This is a genomic window from Enterococcus casseliflavus NBRC 100478, from assembly GCF_001544095.1.
Classification (GTDB): domain Bacteria; phylum Bacillota; class Bacilli; order Lactobacillales; family Enterococcaceae; genus Enterococcus_D; species Enterococcus_D casseliflavus.
The window spans coordinates 134,799-156,427 of sequence record NZ_BCPT01000006.1 but is presented as its reverse complement, the minus strand read 5'-3'; the positions used below and the strand labels follow the sequence as shown (position 1 = coordinate 156,427).

At 42.1% G+C, this 21,629-nt stretch carries 20 protein-coding genes; 18 read left to right on the top strand and 2 right to left on the bottom strand.

Features of this window, described 5'->3' with window-relative positions; genetic code table 11:
* Positions 1-68 precede the first annotated feature (68 nt).
* The 9 genes from thrS (at position 69) to rbfA (ending at position 8,587) form a co-directional block, all read left to right on the top strand.
* Entirely contained in the window at positions 69-2,009 is a 1,941-nt protein-coding gene (gene thrS, locus ECA1_RS07150; RefSeq protein WP_060792088.1) for a threonine--tRNA ligase, read from the top strand.
* Positions 2,010-2,160: 151 nt separating this feature from the next.
* Entirely contained in the window at positions 2,161-2,595 is a 435-nt protein-coding gene (locus ECA1_RS07145) for a DUF4234 domain-containing protein (protein ID WP_005225918.1), read from the top strand.
* Positions 2,580-2,933, top strand: coding sequence for a DUF2752 domain-containing protein (locus tag ECA1_RS07140; RefSeq protein WP_071859258.1), 354 nt, complete (start codon positions 2,580-2,582; stop codon positions 2,931-2,933). The genes ECA1_RS07145 and ECA1_RS07140 overlap by 16 nt, the downstream gene beginning before the upstream one ends.
* Positions 2,934-3,140: 207 nt before the next feature.
* A complete protein-coding gene (gene rimP, locus ECA1_RS07135; RefSeq protein ID WP_005225920.1) occupies positions 3,141-3,614 on the top strand; it encodes a ribosome maturation factor RimP in 474 nt (157 codons plus the stop codon).
* 21 nt (positions 3,615-3,635) lie between these two features.
* Entirely contained in the window at positions 3,636-4,850 is a 1,215-nt protein-coding gene (nusA, locus tag ECA1_RS07130) for a transcription termination factor NusA (protein ID WP_060792086.1), read from the top strand.
* Positions 4,851-4,866: 16 nt separating this feature from the next.
* Positions 4,867-5,163, top strand: coding sequence for an RNase P modulator RnpM (rnpM, locus tag ECA1_RS07125; RefSeq protein WP_005225922.1), 297 nt, complete (start codon positions 4,867-4,869; stop codon positions 5,161-5,163).
* Positions 5,156-5,458, top strand: a complete 303-nt coding sequence (locus ECA1_RS07120) for a YlxQ-related RNA-binding protein (protein ID WP_015509584.1) — start codon at positions 5,156-5,158, stop codon at positions 5,456-5,458. Before rnpM ends, ECA1_RS07120 begins: the two co-directional genes overlap by 8 nt.
* Positions 5,459-5,470: 12 nt before the next feature.
* A complete protein-coding gene (infB, locus tag ECA1_RS07115; protein ID WP_060792085.1) occupies positions 5,471-8,203 on the top strand; it encodes a translation initiation factor IF-2 in 2,733 nt (910 codons plus the stop codon).
* Between the two features lie 33 nt (positions 8,204-8,236).
* The gene (gene rbfA / locus ECA1_RS07110; protein ID WP_005225925.1) at positions 8,237-8,587 is read left to right on the top strand and encodes a 30S ribosome-binding factor RbfA; all 351 of its coding nucleotides are present in this window, start codon (positions 8,237-8,239) and stop codon (positions 8,585-8,587) included.
* Positions 8,588-8,638: 51 nt separating this feature from the next.
* Here the strand turns inward: rbfA and ECA1_RS07105 are convergent, their stop codons facing one another.
* Positions 8,639-9,217, bottom strand: coding sequence for a phosphatase PAP2 family protein (locus ECA1_RS07105; RefSeq protein ID WP_060792084.1), 579 nt, complete (start codon positions 9,215-9,217; stop codon positions 8,639-8,641).
* 122 nt (positions 9,218-9,339) lie between these two features.
* Here ECA1_RS07105 and truB point away from each other — a divergent pair, with 122 nt between their 5' ends.
* The 4 genes from truB (at position 9,340) to iadA (ending at position 14,368) form a co-directional block, all read left to right on the top strand.
* Positions 9,340-10,266 (top strand): tRNA pseudouridine(55) synthase TruB, encoded by a 927-nt coding sequence (truB, locus tag ECA1_RS07100; protein WP_060792083.1) that lies wholly within the window; start codon positions 9,340-9,342, stop codon positions 10,264-10,266.
* A 2-nt stretch (positions 10,267-10,268) separates the two neighbouring features.
* Entirely contained in the window at positions 10,269-11,222 is a 954-nt protein-coding gene (gene ribF, locus ECA1_RS07095) for a riboflavin biosynthesis protein RibF (protein WP_060792082.1), read from the top strand.
* A 239-nt stretch (positions 11,223-11,461) separates the two neighbouring features.
* Positions 11,462-13,153: a putative basic amino acid antiporter YfcC gene (yfcC, locus tag ECA1_RS07090; RefSeq protein WP_172462587.1), complete on the top strand. Its 1,692-nt coding sequence runs from the start codon at positions 11,462-11,464 to the stop codon at positions 13,151-13,153.
* Positions 13,154-13,183: 30 nt separating this feature from the next.
* Positions 13,184-14,368: a beta-aspartyl-peptidase gene (gene iadA / locus ECA1_RS07085; protein ID WP_060792080.1), complete on the top strand. Its 1,185-nt coding sequence runs from the start codon at positions 13,184-13,186 to the stop codon at positions 14,366-14,368.
* Positions 14,369-14,508: 140 nt separating this feature from the next.
* Here iadA and ECA1_RS07080 read toward each other — a convergent pair whose 3' ends face one another.
* Entirely contained in the window at positions 14,509-15,375 is an 867-nt protein-coding gene (locus ECA1_RS07080) for an aldo/keto reductase (RefSeq protein ID WP_017144356.1), read from the bottom strand.
* A gap of 117 nt (positions 15,376-15,492) precedes the next feature.
* On the opposite strand from ECA1_RS07080, the gene ECA1_RS07075 reads away from it, so the two are divergent.
* The 5 genes from ECA1_RS07075 to dnaK all read left to right on the top strand — a co-directional run bounded on the left by ECA1_RS07075 (position 15,493) and on the right by dnaK (position 21,507).
* A complete protein-coding gene (locus ECA1_RS07075; protein ID WP_015509594.1) occupies positions 15,493-16,140 on the top strand; it encodes a hypothetical protein in 648 nt (215 codons plus the stop codon).
* Between the two features lie 441 nt (positions 16,141-16,581).
* The gene (gene hemW, locus ECA1_RS07070; RefSeq protein WP_060792079.1) at positions 16,582-17,772 is read left to right on the top strand and encodes a radical SAM family heme chaperone HemW; all 1,191 of its coding nucleotides are present in this window, start codon (positions 16,582-16,584) and stop codon (positions 17,770-17,772) included.
* Between the two features lie 183 nt (positions 17,773-17,955).
* Positions 17,956-18,999, top strand: coding sequence for a heat-inducible transcriptional repressor HrcA (gene hrcA / locus ECA1_RS07065; protein WP_060792078.1), 1,044 nt, complete (start codon positions 17,956-17,958; stop codon positions 18,997-18,999).
* A 38-nt stretch (positions 19,000-19,037) separates the two neighbouring features.
* Positions 19,038-19,625: a nucleotide exchange factor GrpE gene (gene grpE / locus ECA1_RS07060; protein WP_005225935.1), complete on the top strand. Its 588-nt coding sequence runs from the start codon at positions 19,038-19,040 to the stop codon at positions 19,623-19,625.
* A gap of 52 nt (positions 19,626-19,677) precedes the next feature.
* Complete coding sequence (gene dnaK, locus ECA1_RS07055; protein ID WP_005225936.1) at positions 19,678-21,507, top strand: molecular chaperone DnaK; 1,830 nt, start codon at positions 19,678-19,680, stop codon at positions 21,505-21,507.
* Positions 21,508-21,629 lie beyond the last annotated feature (122 nt).

Here is a 21,629-nt window from a genome sequence, read left to right as displayed (position 1 = left end):
GTCCTAGTATCGTAACCGATACTAGGACTTTTTTTATTGATTGAAATCATTCAAAGGAGGACATTCATATGTCATTATTTATTACATTTCCTGATGGCGCAAAAAAAGAATTTGCTGTTGGGGTAACAACCAAAGAGATTGCTGAAAGTATCTCGAAAAGTCTTGCAAAGAAAGCCTTAGCTGGAAAAGTCAATGGACAACTGATCGATCTTTCACGTCCGATCGAAGAAGATGCAACGATTGAGATCGTGACACCCGATCATGAAGACGCCTTAGGCTTACTTCGTCATTCGACAGCTCATTTAATGGCTCAAGCCATGCGCAGACTCTATCCATCGATCCATTTTGGGGTAGGACCTGCAATTGATTCTGGTTTTTACTATGACACAGACAATGGGGAAAACCCAGTAACTGCAGAAGATCTACCAGCAATCGAAGCAGAGATGATGAAGATCATCAAAGAAAATCTGCCAATCGAACGCCGCGTGTTAACAAAAGAAGAAGCGTTGACCCTTTTTGCCGAAGATCCATACAAAGTAGAGTTGATCACTGAATTACCAGATGATGAAACGATTACTGCCTATCAGCAAGGTGAATTTGTCGATCTTTGCCGCGGTCCTCACGTCCCATCAACTGGTCGTATCCAAGTGTACAAATTATTATCAGTGGCCGGTGCTTACTGGCGTGGAAGCTCTGACAACCAGATGATGCAACGGGTATACGGAACAGCCTTTTTCGATAAAAAAGACTTGAAGGAATTTATCCGTTTACGAGAAGAAGCAAAAGAACGCGATCATCGTAAATTAGGAAAAGAATTAGAATTGTTCATGTTATCACCTGAAGTCGGCGCTGGTTTGCCTTTCTGGCTGCCAAAAGGAGCTACGATCCGTCGTACGATCGAACGGTATATCGTGGACAAAGAAATCAGCTTAGGGTACCAACATGTGTATACACCAATCATGGCAAACGTGGATCTATACAAAACCTCAGGGCACTGGGATCATTACCATGAAGACATGTTCCCGCCAATGGATATGGGTGATGGGGAAATGTTAGTATTGCGACCAATGAACTGTCCACATCATATGATGGTTTATAAAAATGACATTCATTCGTATCGTGAGCTACCGATTCGGATCGCTGAATTAGGCATGATGCACCGCTATGAAAAATCAGGGGCATTATCTGGATTGCAACGGGTTCGGGAAATGACTTTAAACGATGGGCATACATTCGTCCGTCCGGATCAAATCAAAGAAGAATTCAAACGAACACTTGATTTAATGATCGGTGTTTATGAAGACTTTAACATCACCGATTATCGTTTCCGTCTAAGTTATCGTGATCCACAAAACAAAGACAAATATTTTGATGACGATGCAATGTGGGAAAATGCGCAAACGATGCTAAAAGCCGCTATGGATGAATTAGAATTGGATTATTTTGAAGCAGAAGGCGAAGCAGCTTTCTATGGACCAAAACTAGATGTCCAAGTGAAAACCGCTTTAGGCATGGAGGAAACCTTGTCAACGATCCAATTAGATTTCTTGTTGCCTGAACGGTTTGACCTAACGTATGTTGGTGAAGATGGTGAAAACAACCACCGTCCAGTGGTGATCCACCGCGGCATCGTTTCAACGATGGAACGCTTTGTGGCTTATCTAACGGAAGTCTATAAAGGCGCATTCCCAACTTGGTTGGCGCCGATCCAAGCATCGATCATTCCAGTTTCAGTCGAAGCTCACAGTGACTATGCTTACGAAATCAAAGAACGCTTGCAGGCACAAGGACTGCGGGTAGAAGTGGATGACCGCAACGAAAAAATGGGGTATAAGATCCGCGCATCACAAACCCAAAAAATTCCTTACCAAATCGTTGTTGGGGATCAAGAGGTCAATGACGCAACAGTCAATATCCGTCGCTACGGCAGCAAAGAGACCCAAGTCGAAGAATTGAATCTGTTTGTTGATGCAATGGCTGCAGAAGTAAAAAACTATAGTCGAAATTAGTTTTATGATGGATGAAGCGAAAAAGCACCTTCTTTAAGATGGTGCTTTTTTGTCTAAATTCACAAAAATAAATAAATAGGTTTTGTTATGATGATTATATTGTAGTATAATTGATAAGTGGCAAAAATGAAAAAAAGAAAAGGAGTTTGTGATGAATTATAATTACGGAGTTAGAAAGAAATCGGTTGTATCGGTCATTTTATTAACATTTATTACTTGTGGCATTTATACATTCTTTTGGATGTACCAAACAACTAAAGAGCTAGCAGAGTACAGCGGGGATAATCGTCTTTCGCCAGAAACATCGATCTTATTATCGATCCTTACTTGCGGATTGTACCAAATTTATTGGTGGTACCGAATTGCGGATGTCTTTATGGGGGCACAGCAACGAGCGAATATGCCTCGTCTGAGTGACAACAAAATCCTTTTTGTCGTCTTGAGCCTTTTTGGTTTTGATTTTATCAACATGGCGATTTTACAAGGAGATATGAACCAAATGTGGGAAGCTGCTGATCAAAATGTCATGATGTCATCTGCTACATCAAACGATTCGTCTGATTCAGATGATTGGGTCGATTATTGATTTGTCCGTTTAAATGGTTAACGGGGTTTCCTTGTCCAGGTTGTGGCATGACGCGCGCCTACTTGCACTTATTTCAGGGTGATCTTGAAGGTGCGCTGCATTTTCATCCCTTGTTTTGTTTAGTGCCGATCGTATTCGGAATCGTTTTGTTCAAAAAAAATCCGAAAATCAGCAAACTTTACCACAGTCACAACCTGTGGCTGACCTTGACACTTTTGGTACTAGTGGTTTATGGTGGTCGGCTCTGGCTTCATTTCCCACATGACGCGCCAATGGACTTTGATCCAGAGAGCATTTTCCCACAACTACTACGTCGGATTGGTCAAGTGATTCACTAACAGCCATTCACCCAAGCATTAAAAATCTTTAAGAAAATGCTTTGTTTTTTTCTGAAAGCGAAGGGAACATGCGACAGTAGTTGAATCTTTATGAAAATTGTGTTATATTTACAATGTAATGATACTTAGAGTGAGTGAGCGGTTTTTTCGCTCACTCTTTTTAATGGAATGAAGTTCGTTTCGTTGAGAAATAAAGGAGGCGATGTTGTGAGTACGGTAGTGGAAACTGTTACAGATATAGTGACCCCTATTCTGGATGCGCAAAAATTTGAATTAGTTGAAGTAGAATTCGTGAAGGAGGGGAAAAATTGGTTTCTTCGTGTGTTCATCGATAAAGAAGGCGGAATCGATATCGAGGAATGTGCCTTTGTCAGTGAACAACTTAGTGAACAATTAGACCAATGCGAACCTGATCCTATTCCACAGGCCTATTTCTTGGAAGTTTCTTCCCCTGGCGCCGAGCGTCCATTGAAGAAAGAAGCAGATTATCAACGGGCAGTCGGCGAGTACATTCATGTTTCTTTATATCAACCGATTGATGGAGAAAAACAGTTCGAAGGCTTTTTACAGTCATTCGACGAAAACCAGCTAGTTATTAAGACCCGAATCAAAACCAGAGAAAAAGAACGAACGATCGACCGGAAAAATATTGCCAAAGCTCGTTTAGCCATTCAATTTTAAACACGGAGGAATGAAAGAATCATGAGTAAAGAAATGTTGAATGCATTGGATGCATTAGAAGCAGAGAAAGGCATTTCAAAAGAGATTGTCATCGATGCCTTGGAAGCGGCATTGGTTTCAGCGTACAAACGTCATTACGGGCAAGCACAAAATGTGGAAGTTGAATTTGATCAGAAAAAAGGCAACATCCACGTCTATGCAGTCAAAGAAGTGACAGAAGAAGTCATGGACTCGCAACTAGAGGTTTCATTAAAAGAAGCGATGACAATCAACCCCGCTTATGAAATCGGCGACAAAATCCGTTTTGAAGTAACGCCTAAAGACTTTGGTCGTATTGCGGCGCAAACAGCAAAACAAGTCATTTTGCAACGGGTCCGTGAAGCGGAAAGAAACATTATCTATAACGAATTTAGTGCGTACGAAAAAGACATTCTGCAAGGAATCGTTGAACGCCAAGACAATCGTTATATCTATGTAAACTTAGGCAAAATTGAAGCCGTGCTTTCAAAACAAGACCAAATGCCAAATGAGTTTTATCAACCCCATGATCGGATCAAAGTATTCGTTTCTCGTGTTGAAAATACTTCGAAAGGCCCTCAAGTATTCGTTAGCCGTAGCCATCCAGATTTGCTACGCCGATTATTTGAACAAGAAGTGCCAGAAGTATATGATGGTACTGTAGAGATCGTAAGTATTGCTCGTGAAGCAGGGGATCGTGCCAAAGTTGCTGTTCGTTCCTTTGATGCCAACGTCGATCCAGTCGGCACTTGTGTTGGTCCTAAAGGTCAACGGGTTCAAGCGATCGTCAATGAATTAAAAGGCGAGAACATGGACATCGTGGAATGGAATGAAGATCCAGCGATCTTTATCGCCAATGCGTTGAATCCAGCAGAAGTCAGCGACGTTATTTTCGACGTTGATAATCCGAAGGCATGTACTGTTGTCGTTCCTGATTACCAATTATCATTGGCGATCGGTAAACGCGGACAAAATGCTCGTCTAGCAGCTAAATTGACTGGCTTCAAAATCGATATCAAATCAGAAACAGATATGGAAGAGTTTTATGCGAAGCTGGATGAAGGCGACTATATCGATGAGTATGATGCAACTGCTTCAGAAGCTGCTGAAGAAAGCAGCACAGAAGCAACAGAATCTGCAGAAACAGTTGATGAAGCGATCCTTTCATCAGACATGACTGCGGATGATTATGAAAATGTTGAGTTTGACGAAAAATAGTTGAGGTGAGATCGTGATGAAAAAACGAAAAATTCCTTTACGAAAATCAGTGATTTCAGGCGAAATGCTGCCTAAGAAAGAAATGCTTCGTATCACTCGTTCAAAAGAAGGCGTTGTTTCCATCGATCCAACAGGAAAAATGCCCGGTCGAGGAGCTTATATAGCGATCGAACCGGCTGAAGCCCAGAAAGCATGGGATAAGCGGATCTTGGATCGGGTGCTGGAAACGAAATTAACAGATGAATTTTACCAAGAACTATTGGACTATGTAACGCACCAAAAAGCGCGAAAAGAGTTATTTGCAAATGAATAAAACCAAAGCATTAAATATGTTAGGACTAGCCATGCGTGCTGGGAAATTAGTGACTGGTGAAGAAATGACCTTAAAAGAGATTCGCAATGAGAAAGCTGCTTTGGTCATTGTCGCCAGTGATGCTGGTAAAAATACACAAAAGAAAATTAAGGACAAAAGTTCTTATTACGAAATTCCGCTCCTAGATGCATTTTCTGCTGATGAAATCAGTGCGGCCATTGGAAAGCCAAGAATGGTCATTGGCATCTTAGATCAAGGATTTGCAAGGAAGGTGCAGGAATTAATATTAGGTTAGGAAGGTGATTGCATGGGGAAAAAAAGAATTTATGAACTTGCAAAAGAATGGAACAAATCGAGCAAAGAGGTTGTTGAAAAAGCACAATCTTTAGGCTTTGATGTCAAAAATCATATGGGCGCGATCTCAGATGGAGAGGCGCAGAAATTGCAGCAGTCATTAGGCGGCAATCCAAATGGTAAAACATCTGCAAACTCAAATCCCGCAAATCAGAAACCAGCCAACCAGCCGGAAAAACAAGAACAAAAGAAATTTAAAACGCAAAGAAATAATCCTAACTTCCAAAACCGTCATAATAATCAAAGTCAACAGCGAACTACGCAAAGCAATAACCGTCCTGCTGGTCAAGGACAAGTAGAGCGCACGAACAGTCAAGGAAGTAACAGACCAAATAACCAAGGAAGTCATAATCGAGTGAATAACCAAGAGAATCGTAACAATCAAGGGCAACAAAACCGCCCAACAAACCAAGGACAACAAAACCGTCCGAATAATCAAGGGCAACAAAATCGCCCAAACAACCAAGGACAACAAAACCGTCCGAATAACCAAGGGCAACAAAATCGTCCAAACAACCAAGGACAACAAAACCGTCCAAACAATCAAGGACAGCAAAACCGTCCAAACAACCAAGGGCAACAAAATCGTCCAAACAACCAAGGGCAACAAAATCGTCCGAATAACCAAGGACAGCAAAACCGTCCAAACAACCAAGGACAACAAAATCGTCCGAACAATCAAGGGCAACAAAACCGTCCAGCCGCTCAATCTGCAGGAAATACGCAAGGGGCAGACCGCAACAACAACCGTACGCAAGGCTCGAATGATTCCCGTGGAGGAAATCAAAACCGCGGCAAGTCAAATTACGGTGGACGCAATAACAATTTCAACAACAACAATCGCAATAAATTTAACAAAAAAGGGAAAAAAGGCCGTCAGCAGACGGAAAAGAAACCGCCAGTTCCAGCACGTAAATTCCGTGAACTGCCAGAAGTATTGGAATATACAGAAGGCATGAACGTAGCGGATATCGCGAAAAAAATCTACCGTGAACCAGCAGAGATCATCAAGAAGCTCTTTATGATGGGGGTTATGGTCAATCAAAACCAACCTTTAGATAAAGATACGATTGAACTGCTTGCTACCGATTACGGAATCGAACCACAAGAAAAAGTTCAAGTGGATATCGCAGATATCGATAAATTCTTCGAAGTAGAAGAACAAATTGAAGAGAATTTAGTATCACGACCACCTGTTGTAACCATCATGGGTCACGTTGACCACGGGAAAACAACATTGCTAGATACGTTACGTCATTCCCGCGTAACAAGTGGGGAAGCTGGAGGAATCACGCAGCATATCGGGGCTTACCAAATCGACATCAATGGCAAACCAATCACTTTCTTAGATACTCCTGGACACGCGGCGTTCACCAGTATGCGTGCACGGGGAGCAAGTATCACCGATATTACGATTTTAGTTGTCGCAGCTGATGATGGTGTCATGCCGCAAACGGTAGAAGCGATCAACCATGCGAAAGCAGCAAAAGTGCCAATCATCGTTGCAGTAAACAAAATCGATAAACCAGGTGCTAACCCTCAACATGTGATGCAAGAATTAAGTGAACATGAGTTGATCCCAGAAGCTTGGGGTGGGGATACGATCTTCGTTGAAATCTCAGCGAAATTTGGGCAAAACATTGAAGAATTGCTTGAAATGATCCTCTTAGTAGCAGAAGTCGAAGATTTGAAAGCTGATCCTACCCAACGAGCGATCGGTACCGTTATTGAAGCGCGCCTTGATAAAGGCAAAGGTCCTGTAGCAACACTATTGGTACAACAAGGAACTCTTCATGTTGGTGATCCAATCGTTGTAGGGAACACTTTCGGTCGTGTCCGCGTGATGACGAATGATTTAGGTCGTCGTGATAAAGCAGCTGGACCTGCAACGCCAGTCGAAATCACAGGATTGAACGATGTCCCTCAAGCAGGTGACCGTTTCGTTACCTTTGAAGATGAAAAAACGGCTCGGGCAGCAGGTGAAGAACGTGCAAAACGTGCCTTGATGGAACAACGTGCATCAAGCAGTCGTGTGACATTGGATAACTTGTTTGAAAGTCTGAAAGAAGGCGAACTGAAAGAAGTGAACGTCATCATCAAAGCAGACGTACAAGGTTCAGCCGAAGCGTTAGCTGCGTCATTGAAGAAAATCGATGTTGAAGGTGTGCGAGTAAACATCGTCCATTCAGCCGTTGGTGCCATTAATGAAAGTGACGTAACGCTAGCAGCAGCAAGTAATGCTATCATCATCGGATTCAACGTCCGCCCTACACCGCAAGCCAAACAGCAAGCGGAAGCAGAAGAAGTCGATATTCGTTTGCATCGCATTATCTACAAAGCGATCGAAGAAATCGAAACAGCGATGAAAGGGATGCTTGATCCTGAATTTGAAGAAAAAATCACCGGTCAAATGATCGTTCGTGAAACCTACAAAGTTTCTAAAGTTGGTACGATCGCTGGTTGCTATGTGACGGAAGGCAGCATTCGCCGTGACAGTGGTGTACGGGTGATTCGTGACGGTATCGTCATTTATGAAGGCAAACTTGCCAGCTTGAAACGCTTCAAAGACGATGTCAAAGAAGTGAAGCTAGGATTTGAATGTGGCGCGATGATCGAGAAATTCAACGATGTAAAAGTCGATGATGTGATCGAAGGCTATGTCATGGAAGAAGTACCAACAAAATAAACGAAATGACAACTATACAAGGAGGCTTTTTGAATGGCTAACTATCGAGATCGCCGAGTGGCGCAAGAAATCTTAAAAGAAGTCAATCAAATTCTTCGTAAAAAAGTTCGTGATCCTCGCGTGCAAGATGTGACGATCACAGATGTACGAGTAACTGGAGATTTGCAGCAAGCAACGATCTTTTACAGCACCTTGACGGACTTGGCTTCAGATAAGCAAAAAGCCCAAGCAGGACTGGAAAAAGCAACTGGGTTGGTTCGTCGTGAACTAGGCCAAGCGCTAACGCTCTACAAAGTTCCAGAAATCCAATTCGAGTTGGATGAATCTGTACAATACGGGAATAAAATTGATGAAATGATTCGCGCATTGCACTCAGAAGAATAAAAAAAAGAACAGCTTCCAGTCGAAGCTGTTCTTTTTTATTTGGAAAAAGCATCAGGAATTCATCAGTAAAGTAACCAGTCCAGCAACACCTGCCCCTAAGAGCCAACCACCGATCACATCTGTTAAAAAATGGATCCCTAAGTAGACTCTGCTAAAGCCAATCATAAAGCTAAGCAAAGTTGCCAGTAAGGTCATCGGGATGACAGCTGAGGGAACCAATTGTCCAAGATTCAAGGCGATCGTTCCATACATGGCAGCGGATGTGGCAGCATGAGCACTAGGAAAGCTGTGATCTTTTTCTTCAACTAAACGATGATCAATAGGACGATCTCGTCGGACGATTCGTTTGATCAAGTAAGCAGCTGCTGATACTATGAAGATACTGACTGCTGTTTTTGGTGCAAGATCCGCCCGCGATGATGGAAAGGCAAACAACAGTAAAGCGATCGCAACTGTCGGAAAGGCTTTTCCTAAATTGGTAAAAAAGTGCATCATGCGCGTCAAAGAGGGCGTACGGCTTTGGATGATCTGCAAAGCAAACGCTTCTTCCCAACGCTGCATCGTGCCGAGCTGAATCATGATCAAAAAAATGGCAAATCCAATAAATGACCCTATCGTTAAAACAACCATTTTAGGACCTCCTTATATGCTTAGTTTATCATGTAATGAGAAAGAGCGAAAAGGATTTTGTCGTGCAATGAATTTTTTTTATATGTTATAATAAGCAAGTTGAAGTGAAATGGAGGAATACGATGGACGGGATTTTACCATTATGGAAAGAGCGTGGACAAACAAGTCACGACTGCGTGTTTAAATTACGAAAAATATTAAAGACAAAAAAAATCGGACACAGCGGCACACTAGATCCTGACGTGGATGGTGTCTTGCCCATTTGTATCGGAAAAGGAACGAAGATCGTCGAATACTTGGTTGATTCTGGAAAAGTCTACACCGGGGAAATCACCTTGGGATTCAGTACCACTACAGAAGATCGGTCGGGGGATATCGTTGAACAACAAGCACTAACTCGTCCGTTTACGAAGGAAGAGATCGATCAGGCAATGAAACAGTTGACGGGGACGATTACCCAGATCCCGCCGATGTATTCGGCGGTCAAAGTCAATGGCAAACGACTTTACGAATATGCTCGTAATAATGAAACTGTCGAGCGGCCACAGCGCAACGCAGAAATTTATTCCTTTGAACGAATTTCAGAGCCGATTATTCATGAGGACAATACGCAAAGCTGGCGTTTTGAAGTTTCTTGTGGAAAAGGGACCTATGTTCGCACATTAGCGGTCGACACAGGGAAATTGCTGGGTGTACCCGCGCATATGTCTGATTTGACTCGCCTAAAAAGCGGTGGTTTTTCAAAAGAACAATCCTACACGATTGCAGAGGTGCAAAAGGCAGTCGATGAACAACGTGTTTCGGAACTACTACTACCTTTAGAATACGGGGTATCAGAATTTCTTCAAGTGACGATCGATGCAGACCTCTGGCAGAAAGTAAAAAATGGCATGCGTTTGCCCTTCAGCGCGTTTGGATTACCAAAGCGCCCAGAGGAATTAGTGGCGATTTTTTATCGAGAACAATTGATCAGTATCTATAAAGCTCATGACAAATACCAGGATATGATGAAACCGGTAAAAGTCATCCGTACAGAAATAGGAGAATGAACATGGAAATCATTGAAATGAGACACCCTTATGATCACGCAGCGATTCCTGAGGAGGAGATCGTCTTAGTTTTAGGCTTTTTCGATGGCGTGCATTTAGGTCATCAAAAAGTCATTGAAACAGGACGAAAGATTGCAGAGGAGAAAGGGTTAAAATTGGCGTTGATGACCTTTAATCAGCATCCCTCGATCGTTTTTCAAAAGGTGGATCCTGAAAAAATGCAATACCTGACCAGTTTGCCGCAAAAAGAAGCGCACATGGAACAACTTGGAGTAGACATTCTTTATATCATTGAATTTACTTCTGCTTTTGCAAATTTGGCACCGCAAGTATTTGTAGATGAATATATGATCGGACTGCATGCAAAAGTTGTTGTTGCAGGTTTTGACTATACCTATGGCAAGAAAGAGATTGCCAACATGGCGCTTTTGCCAACCTATGCAGAAGGACGTTTTGAAGTCGTGACTGTCGCGCAAGAATCGTTTCATGAGGAAAAGGTCAGCTCCACACGCATTCGCTCTGCACTACAAAATGGTGATATGGCGCAAGTCAATCGCTTGTTAGGGTATATTTATGAATTTGAAGGAACCGTCGTTCACGGTGATGCTAGAGGACGAGAACTTGGGTTTCCAACCGCAAATATCAAAGTGAAGAGCACCGTTCGGTTGCCAAAAGAAGGCGTCTATGTGACGGAAATCAAAGTTGGTGACAAGTGGTATCCATCGATGGGCTCGATTGGTCACAATGATACGTTTGGTCAAGGTCGCCAGTTAACAGTTGAGATTTATATTCTCGATTTTCATCAAGATATCTATGGTGAAACCGTGGCGATCCGCTGGCATCATTTCTTACGTGATCAAGTCGCTTTCAATGGCGCACAAGCGTTGATCGAGCAATTAAAGCAAGATGAACGAGACACTGAAGCTTTTTTTAATGGGCTTTCTGAAGAAAACTAGTCATTCGTAGTGAAAAGAAGCGTTTCAGGCTTCTTTTCACTTTTTCTTTTTCTCTCTTTTTATAACGTAGTTTATTTGAATTCTAATGCTTTCCCCATGAGGAAAAAACGTTTTTTCGATATACTAAAAAATAGGCTAAAATGATAATTTATGCAGTACGCTGCAAAGGGAAAGGGAGAGAAAAAGTGACAATTGGAAAAAAAGCGAAAAAGGGGAAAGAAAAGAAAGATTTAACCAAAATGAAAACGCCGCATACGTATGTCATCATTTTTGGGGTCGTGCTGTTGGCATGGTTGCTGACTTTCTTAGTTCCTGCTGGGAAATTTAGTACACAAGAAATCGAGTATACCGATGCAAATGGGGACATAAGTACCAGAACGGTCTTGATGCAAGATTCGTTTCGTTATGCCTACCCGTTAGATAACGAATACGTCTATCAACAGTTGAATCAATTGGAAGACGATCCACAAGAGCTGGAAGAATTAGATGTCGATCCTGAGGCTTTAGCAGCTGTTCTAGCTGAAGGGCCTAAAGAGTTGTCTCAGAGTCAATTAGATGAGGTCGGGCTAACGGATGACACCCTTTACAGCCTTTATGGCGAAAAGATTTATGATACTTCTGAAAAACTGCATAAAACAGCCAAGGTTTGGGGAACCGATGACTTTGGCGGTTTCGGCTTTTTAAATTTTGTTTTTGAAGGGTTGGTTTCTGGCGACAAATACGGCTCAGCAGTAGGGATTGCAGCACTGATTTTAGTGGTCGGTGGTGCATTTGGTATTATCATGCAAACGGGAGCGATCGATGCGGGGATCTTTGCATTTATCAGCAAAACCCGTGGATTAGAACGTTTGGCATTGCCGCTGTTGTTCTTTGCTTTTTCATTTGGTGGTGCTACTTTTGGGATGGCAGAAGAAGTCATTCCGTTTTCGATGGTCATGGTGCCTTTCGTGATCGCATTAGGGTATGACTCGATCGTTGCGGTCACTGTCACCTATGTCGCCTCCCAGATTGGGAATGCCACCTCGTGGATGAGTCCATTTAGTGTGGCAGTGGCTCAAGGGATCGCAGGCATTCCCGTTCTTTCAGGCGCAACGTTCCGAATCATCATGTGGGTCGTGGTTACCGCATTATCCGCAGGATACCTCATGATCTATGCCGAAAGAATTCGCAAGAATCCTGAGAAATCGCTCACGTATCAATCAGATGCGTATTTTCGAAATCATCTTGAAAAAACCTCTAGTGAGCAAAAACCATTTTTATTAGGTCATAAATTGATCTTGGTTGAAATGCTGGCGGTCTTGATCTGGATCGTATGGGGTGTGACACAAAAAGGCTATTATATTCCCGAGATCGCTTCTCAATTCTTTGTTATGGGCTTAGGGGCAGGAATCATAGCGGTTCTTTTCAAATTAGAAAATATGGGCTTGAATGATGTGGCGAGTGCCTTTCAATCAGGGGCCTCAGAATTAGCAGGAACTGCAATCGTTGTAGGGATGGCCAAAGGGATTCTTCTGGTTCTCGGCGGTTCTGATGCCAACGTGCCGTCAGCCTTGAATACGATTTTGCACAGCATCGATGGTTTGTTAAGCAATGTTCCAGCATTTATTGGGGCTTGGTTCATGTACATTTTCCAAAGCTTCTTCAATTTGATTGTGACCTCAAATTCAGGTCAGGCTGCATTGACCATGCCGATCATGGCGCCATTAGCTGATCTTTTAGGTGTTTCAAGACAGATCGCTGTATTGGCTTATCAATTAGGCTCAGGCTTCATGGATGCCTTCACTCCAGTATCGGCAAGTCTGATCGGTGTGCTAGGTGTCGCAAGAATCGAATGGGTGAAATGGGCGAAATTCCAGATCAAAATGCAAGGGTTCTTATTTGTATTAGGAACGATCTTCATCTTTATTGCAGTCGCGATCGGCTTGCAATAAGAAGCAATCAGACACGAGGAGGAAGCACTCATGAAGGTGATACGACAAGGGGAGGTTTATGCGCCTGACTATTTAGGAAAAAAAGATATTCTTTTAAGCGAAGACAAGATCATTGCTATTGAAGATTCGATCGAAGGAGGATTCTCAGGGGTTCCTCTTGAAGAAATCGATGGCACAGGGTTACTCGCTGTTCCCGGCTTTATTGACTGCCACTTTCATATCTTAGGAGGTGGCGGGGAAGGCGGCTTTCAGAACCGGACACCAGAAGTGAAATTGTCTCAGCTGACCTCTGCAGGGGTAACGACAGTGGTTGGGTGTTTGGGTACTGACGGAGTAGGCAGAGATATGACTGCCTTGATCAGTAAGGCCCGTGGACTAGAGGCAGAAGGCATCACGACGTACTTGTATGACGGTTCTTATCGATTGCCATTGACTCCGGTCACCGATTCTATCATTCAAGATTTTTTGACTATTGACAAAATCATTGGTATCGGTGAAATTGCCGTTTCTGACCATCGTTCTTCACAACCGAGTTTCGAAGAATTTACCCGCGCGGTGGCGGATGCCCGTGTTGGTGGGATGCTTTCTGGAAAAGCAGGCATCGTAAACGTCCACTTAGGTGGAGGAAAGAGAAAATATGAGCTGCTTTTACGAACCATCGAAGAAACAGAGATTCCAATCAGCCAATTTTTACCGACACATGCCAATCGGACCAGCGAGCTTTTCGAAGCAAGTATTGCTTTTGCAAAAATGGGTGGAACGATTGATTTTACAGCGAGTGAGGATCCTGATTTTTGGGAAAAAGAAGACGATGAGGTTCGCTTCAGTAAAGGATTGAAGCGTTTGTTAGCAGAAGGGATCGGGCTGGATCAATTTACCATGACCTCTGATGGGCAAGGCAGCCTCCCGTACTTTGATGAAAACAATCAATTCATAGGTCTGGGTGTCGGTAGTTCGCGAGCCTTGATGGTAGGCATTAAAGAAGCAGTCCAAAAAGAGCAGATTCCATTGGAGATCGCCATTCGAGCAATCACTTCCAATCCAGCGAAAGTATTGAAGCTTGATCAAAAGGGACGTCTTGCAGCAGGGATGGATGCTGATATTTGCTTGCTGAACAAAGAAACATTAGTAGTAGAAACGGTTCTAGCGAAAGGCAGAACGATGGTAGAAAAACAAGAAGTGAAAGTGTGGGGTACCTTTGAGCAACTAACATAAGAAGAATCCAGCTTTGACAAACTAAGAAACGGTTGTTTTTCTAAACAGAGTTGTAGAAGATAAAAATAAGCAGCCCGATCCATGACCAGTATTTACTGGACTTGATCGGACTGCTTTTTTTCAATTAAACGTAAGCATTCTTAAGCTTGCAACGCATCCAATTTCTTCATGTCTTCTTCAGAAATTTCAAAGTCAACTTTGGCATTGTCAGAAATGTATTCTTCATGAACGGATTTTGGCAATGGCAGAATGTCTTTTTGTAGCAAGTAACGAATTGAAAGTTGTGGAATAGATTTTCCATAAGCTTCCGCAATCGTCTTCACTGCATCGTTATCGAGTAAACGACCGGTGGCGATTGGAGAATAGCCTTCCACTAAAATATCGTGGTCTTTACAAAATGCCAATAACTCTTCATTTGTGCGTCCAATATGGTAAACAAACTGGTTGACCATCGGTTTCACATCGCAATGATCAAAAATATTCTGTAAATCTTTTTGATCGAAGTTGGAAACACCAATTGATTTTACTTTCCCACTTAAGTAGGCTTCTTCTAATGCTTTCCAAACATCGATGTTTTCAAGATAAAAATCTTTGTTTTCTGGATTGTTTCCCATGATTTTCCAAGGACGAGGGGCGTGGATCAAAATCAAATCGATATACCCTAAGTCAAGTTTTTTTAGAGAAGCATCAATGCTATCAACCGCTTCTTGGTAGGTCTTCAACTCAGCAGGTACTTTCGTGGTAACAAAAATTTCTTCGCGGGCAACGCCTGAATCGCGCACAGCTTTCCCAACCGCTTCTTCGTTTTTGTAAGCTGCCGCTGTATCGACATGTCGATAACCATTTTGAATGGCAAATTTTGTGGCGTTGTAAGCATCTTCTGGAGAAGATTGCCAGGTTCCAAGGCCAATCTTAGGAATCGTCAGTTTGTTCTGCAAGGTAAATGTTTCTTGTAATATCACGTATCTCAACCTACTTTCATCGCTTTTTTTTGTTACATCTTCCATTATAAAACGTTTTCTTGTTTGAAACAAATCAGACGCTGAAACTTTATCGGTAAATTGACTTTAAAAAGGATCTTTGATACATTATCAGCAACCTAAACGCAGAAAGATGTGGAAAAAATGGATTTTGTAAAAGAAGATTTTGCCTATTATCGGCGCTCTTTTGAATTGATGTATCGCAGTTATTTCCGTAGAAGAATGATTGCCCTAGGTGTGGCGATTTTGATTATCTTAGGTTATTTATTTTTGTTACAAGAAAGTTTGCTTTTAAATATCATCTTGCTAGGTATTTTGCTAGGGATGATGGCGTGGCTGGTTTCACTTTCTCAGAAAGCGAGTGAGGTCGTACGTGCTTTTGAAGAAGAAAATCAGGTGCCTCAAATTCATCAACTGACAGAATTCGAGGATCATTATGCGTTCCCAATGAACGATGGAACAACGATGCGCGTGAAGAAAAACGGCAATCGCAACTTCCCTTCCAATAATAAGCAGTACACGTTGATGGCAGGCTATAAAAAAGTTTTCTTTGTGCAACAACCCTTGATGATTTTTTACTATGACCTCTTGGAAATGAAGTATGATGAAGCGTATCGTTTGAAACGAAATCGCCAAAACGGGTTCAATCGTTGGTCGCGTTATTTCAGCTTTCGTTCCTTTAAGGGATCGATCGGCAATGTTTTTCAATTCTTGCTGGGAAATATTTTCTTCTTATTTATTGCGTATCGGTTGATCCGCTATCTGATCGATATTTTGCTACACATTCTATAACGGTCGCCAAGGGGATGATTCTCATCGTTTTCATAGACTGGTGAAAAAGATGATAGGACTTAATTTTTTAAAAAAGGTATACTTAAGTCAGATAAGACAAGCAATTGTCTTTCAAGAATAAGAGTCCTGCTCTTGTTAAGTAAGCCGTCAGCAACAGCTTATCTATTGTGGCGCTAACAGTTTGGGGGAAGTGTTAGTTCTTGTAACAAACAGATTTTTTTCTGGGCGGGATAAGAACAAAAGCGGTATTTTACCGTACTTAATAAGAGTAGTGCTCTTAATTTTTGCTATGACTATTTGAAGACATCACTTCTTGGAAGTGGTGTTTTTTCTTGCCCAAAATAGTCCAAGTGATAGGAGAATTCTAAGAACTATGCTACAATGAGTGCCGATGCTCTCAGCGATGGGAGTAAAAAGAAGGTAGAGGAGAATCACTTAGGAATGCCTGAAGGTCAAACAATAAACGATCCATCTACAAAAAGCGCGCAAAATATTTCTGCGTATATACATATACCATTCTGTGAACATATCTGCTATTACTGTGACTTCAACAAAGTGTTTTTAGAAGGGCAGCCAGTGGATGAGTACATCGAAGCGTTACTAAAAGAAATTGAGCTGACCCTCTTGCGTCAGCCTATCAATGAGGCGGAAACAATTTATATCGGCGGTGGGACGCCAACGTCGCTTTCGGCGAACCAGCTGGATCGATTGCTTGCAGGTGTGCATGAATTGCTGCCGACCCACACAACCAAAGAGTTTACCGTGGAAGCAAATCCTGGTGATTTGAGTGAAGAAAAAATGCTGGTTTTGAAAAACCATCAAGTCACTCGCTTGTCGATGGGGGTCCAAACCTTTGATAATCGCTTGCTTAAAAAAATTGGCCGCAAGCATACCGCTGAAGATGTTTATTCAACCATTCAGCTGCTGGAAAAACATGATTTTCAGAATGTGACGATCGATTTGATTTATGCACTTCCGGGACAAAGCATAGAAAGCTTCCGTGATACACTGACGCGAGCGATTGATCTCGGGTTGCCTCACTATGCGATGTATTCCTTGATTTTAGAAAACAAAACCATGTTTATGAACTGGGTTCGCCAAGGGAGAATGGCGCTGCCTTCTCAAGAAGCTGAAACGCAGATGTTTGATGAGGCGATCGCCGCGATGACAAAAGCTGGCTTGAATCAATATGAAATCAGTAATTTTGCACGACCAGGGTATGAGTCCTTGCATAATCTAGTGTATTGGAACAATGAACATTATTTTGGCTTTGGGGCAGGCGCCAGCGGGTATCTTGGACAGACCCGCTACAAGAATAAAGGTCCAATCCAGCATTATTTGAAACCATTACAGGAAAATCAATTGCCAATCCATGAAACCGAAGAATTGACAACCAGTAATCAAATGGAAGAGGAACTGTTTTTAGGCCTTCGTAAAAAGGCTGGCATTTCAAAAATACGCTTTGCAGAAAAATTCGGGAAGTCTTTTCAGGAAATCTATGGTTCAACTAGCGAACAGTTGATTCAAAAAGGCTGGTTGGCTAGTCAAGGTGATCGTGTCTTTTTAACGAAAGCTGGGATGTTCATTGGCAACGAAGTGTTTGAAGCATTTCTCTTGGATGGAGAAAAATAAGAAAGAACAAGGAAGAGAAGTAGCCATTTCGCGCTGCTTCTTTTTTTGATTTCTTTTTTTAGCACTCTCTTAGAAAGAGTGCTAAAAAAGTGATGCAAATACTTGACATTCCTAGCAAATATGGTATATTTATAATCGTGTTAGCACTTAATAGGAATGAGTGCTAACGGAGGAGTGGATAAAATGTTGACACCTAGACAACAAATGATTTTACACCTCATCATCCAAAACTATACGAATACTGGTCAGCCCACGGGCTCGAAGCGATTGATGGAAGATGGGGTTGAAGCTAGCTCTGCCACCATTCGTAATGAGATGAAGGAGCTGGAAGAAGCTGGACTTCTGCTAAAAACACATTCATCTTCAGGGCGTGTGCCATCAATAAAAGGGTATCGCTATTACGTTGATCACTTATTGAAGCCATCTGAAGTTGACCAAAACGAAATTCAAACCATTCGTCATTCTTTTGGAAAAGATTTTCATGAAATCAATGAAATCATCCAGCAGTCTGCCACGATCTTGTCCAACTTGACTAGCTATACAGCGTTGTCTCTCGGACCAGATATGAAGGAAAGGAAATTGACGGGCTTTCGAATCGTCCCTTTGAATGCACGACAGATCATCGCGATCATCGTGACGGATAAAGGAAATGTCGAAAATCAAGTCTTTACTCTTCCTGAATCGATGAGCAGCGAAGATTTGGAAAAAATGGTAAGGATCATCAACGACAAATTGATCGGTGAACCTCTAATGACGGTCTACCATCGATTAAGAACCGAGATTCCTATGATTCTGCATAAGTATTTTCAAACGACTGACGGAATCGTTGATCTCTTTGATACGATGCTGAGCCATATTTTTGAAGAAAAAATCTTCGTCGGCGGGCGAATGAATCTTCTGGATTTTGAACCGACGCAAGATGTTAGTCAGTTCAAATCGATGTATTCATTTATGAAAAACGCAGATCAGCTGACACAGCTGCTGGCGCCAAGAGATTCTGCGATTCAAATCAGAATCGGCTCTGAGCTTGGCAACGACTTGTTACAAAATATGAGTTTGATCCAAGCCAGCTATGAAATCGAAGGTCATGGACAAGGAACGATCGCTTTATTAGGTCCATCAAGTATGCCGTATTCACGGATGTTTGGATTGATGGAAGTTTTTCGAGGCGAGTTAGCAAAAAAATTGGCCGATTATTATCGCGCATTAGACGCTGCCAATGAATAAGCGGCAATGAAACAAATCGTAGAAGGGATGGTTGAAACGTGACGGAAAAAGAAGAGCGTTTAGATGAAGAATTAGATAAAACTGCTGAAGAAACCGCAGAAACAACTGAATCTTCAAATGAATCAACTGAAACTGAAGCACAGACTCCTCAACCAGAGGAAGAAGCAGTGGAAAAAAGCGAATTGGAACTTTTGCAAGAAAAGAATAACGAATTGGAAGATCAATTCCTGCGTGCTCGTGCAGAGATCGCAAATATCACTTCACGTAACCGCAACGAGCGGGAACTTTTACAAAAATACCGCTCGCAAGATCTTGGCAAAAAACTGTTGCCAGCAATCGACAATTTGGAACGAGCGATGGCAGCAGATGTCGATCAAGACCAAGCTGCGAATTTGAAAAAAGGCGTTGAAATGGTTCTTGAAAGTCTGCGTCAAGCCTTAAAAGAAGAGGGAATCGAAGAGATTCCTGCTGAAGGTGCAATGTTCGATCCGAACTTGCATCAAGCGGTGCAGACTGTACCTGCCTCTGATGAAACACCGGCAGACACAATCGTTACTGTCTTGCAAAAAGGGTATAAATTGCATGATCGTGTCTTGCGTGCAAGCATGGTCATCGTTGCACAATAGTTCTTTCTATCTATAAGTAGATGTTTAAATTAAAAAAGGGAGTGTATTACTTATGAGTAAAATTATCGGTATCGACTTAGGAACAACAAACTCAGCTGTTGCTGTCCTTGAAGGCGGCGAAGCAAAAATCATTACGAATCCAGAAGGAAACCGTACCACACCTTCTGTTGTCTCATTCAAAAACGGTGAGATCCAAGTAGGGGAAGTTGCAAAACGCCAAGCAGTAACAAACCCGAATACGATTTCTTCTATTAAACGCCATATGGGTGAAGCTGGATACAAAGTAGAAGTTGAAGGCAAATCCTATACACCACAAGAAGTTTCCGCAATGGTTCTTCAATACATCAAAGGATTTGCTGAAGACTATTTAGGTGAAAAAGTTGAAAAAGCAGTCATTACTGTTCCTGCATACTTCAACGATGCACAACGTCAAGCAACCAAAGATGCTGGTAAAATTGCCGGTCTTGAAGTAGAACGGATCGTCAACGAACCAACTGCTGCAGCTTTAGCTTATGGGTTAGACAAAACAGATAAAGATGAAAAAATCCTAGTCTTTGACTTAGGTGGCGGTACTTTCGACGTATCGATCCTTGAATTAGGGGATGGCGTCTTTGACGTATTATCAACTGCTGGGGACAACAACCTAGGTGGGGATGACTTTGATAACAAAATCATCGATCACATGGTAGCAGAATTCAAAAAAGAAAACGGCATTGATCTTGGAAAAGACAAAATGGCCTTGCAACGTTTGAAAGATGCTGCTGAAAAAGCGAAAAAAGACTTGTCAGGTGTAACAAGTACTCAAATCAGCTTGCCATTTATCACAGCTGGTGATGCTGGACCATTGCACTTGGAAATGACCTTGACTCGTGCGAAATTCGATGAATTGACCGCAGACCTAGTCGAACGGACAAAAATTCCAGTACGCCAAGCTTTGAAAGATGCTGGCTTATCACAATCAGAAATCGATGAAGTCATCTTAGTTGGTGGTTCAACACGTATTCCAGCAGTAGTTGATGCTGTTCGTAAAGAAACCAATAAAGAACCAAACAAATCAGTAAACCCAGATGAAGTGGTAGCGATGGGTGCTGCGATCCAAGGTGGCGTGATCACAGGTGATGTGAAAGATGTCGTCTTACTAGACGTTACACCATTATCATTAGGTATCGAAACAATGGGTGCCGTCTTCACAAAACTGATCGATCGTAACACAACGATCCCTACAAGTAAATCACAAGTCTTCTCAACTGCAGCAGACAATCAACCAGCCGTTGATATCCATGTCTTGCAAGGAGAACGCCCAATGGCAGCTGACAACAAAACATTAGGTAGATTCCAATTGACGGATATTCCACCAGCACCTCGTGGCATTCCTCAAATCGAAGTAACATTTGATATCGATAAAAATGGGATCGTCAATGTTTCTGCAAAAGATTTAGGTACACAAAAAGAACAAAAAATCACGATCAAATCATCTTCAGGTTTATCAGATGAAGAAATCGAACGCATGGTAAAAGATGCTGAAGCAAACGCTGAAGCCGACAAACAACGCAAAGAAGAAGTTGATCTACGCAATGACGTCGATGCTTTGTTGTTCACTGTTGATAAAACATTGAAAGAGCTTGAAGGCAAAGTGGATGCAGACGAAGTCAAAAAAGCGGAAGAAGCTCGTGATGAGTTGAAAGCTGCACTTGAAGCAAACAACTTAGAAGAAATGAAAACGAAACGTGATGCTTTGAATGAAATCGTACAAAACTTAACTGTTAAATTATACGAACAAGCAGCACAACAACAAGCACAAGAAAATCCAGAAGCTGCACAAGGCGGCGCAGACGATGTGGTTGACGCCGACTTTGAAGAAGTAGACGGTGACGATAAATAATCGCTGTTTGTGAAAAAGCCAAAGTCACCGCTTTGGCTTTTTCTTATGAATTTGCGAAACGTATTTTTCTAGAGCGAATTATATGCTAAAATACGAGAGACGCAAGAATATAGTGGAGGGAA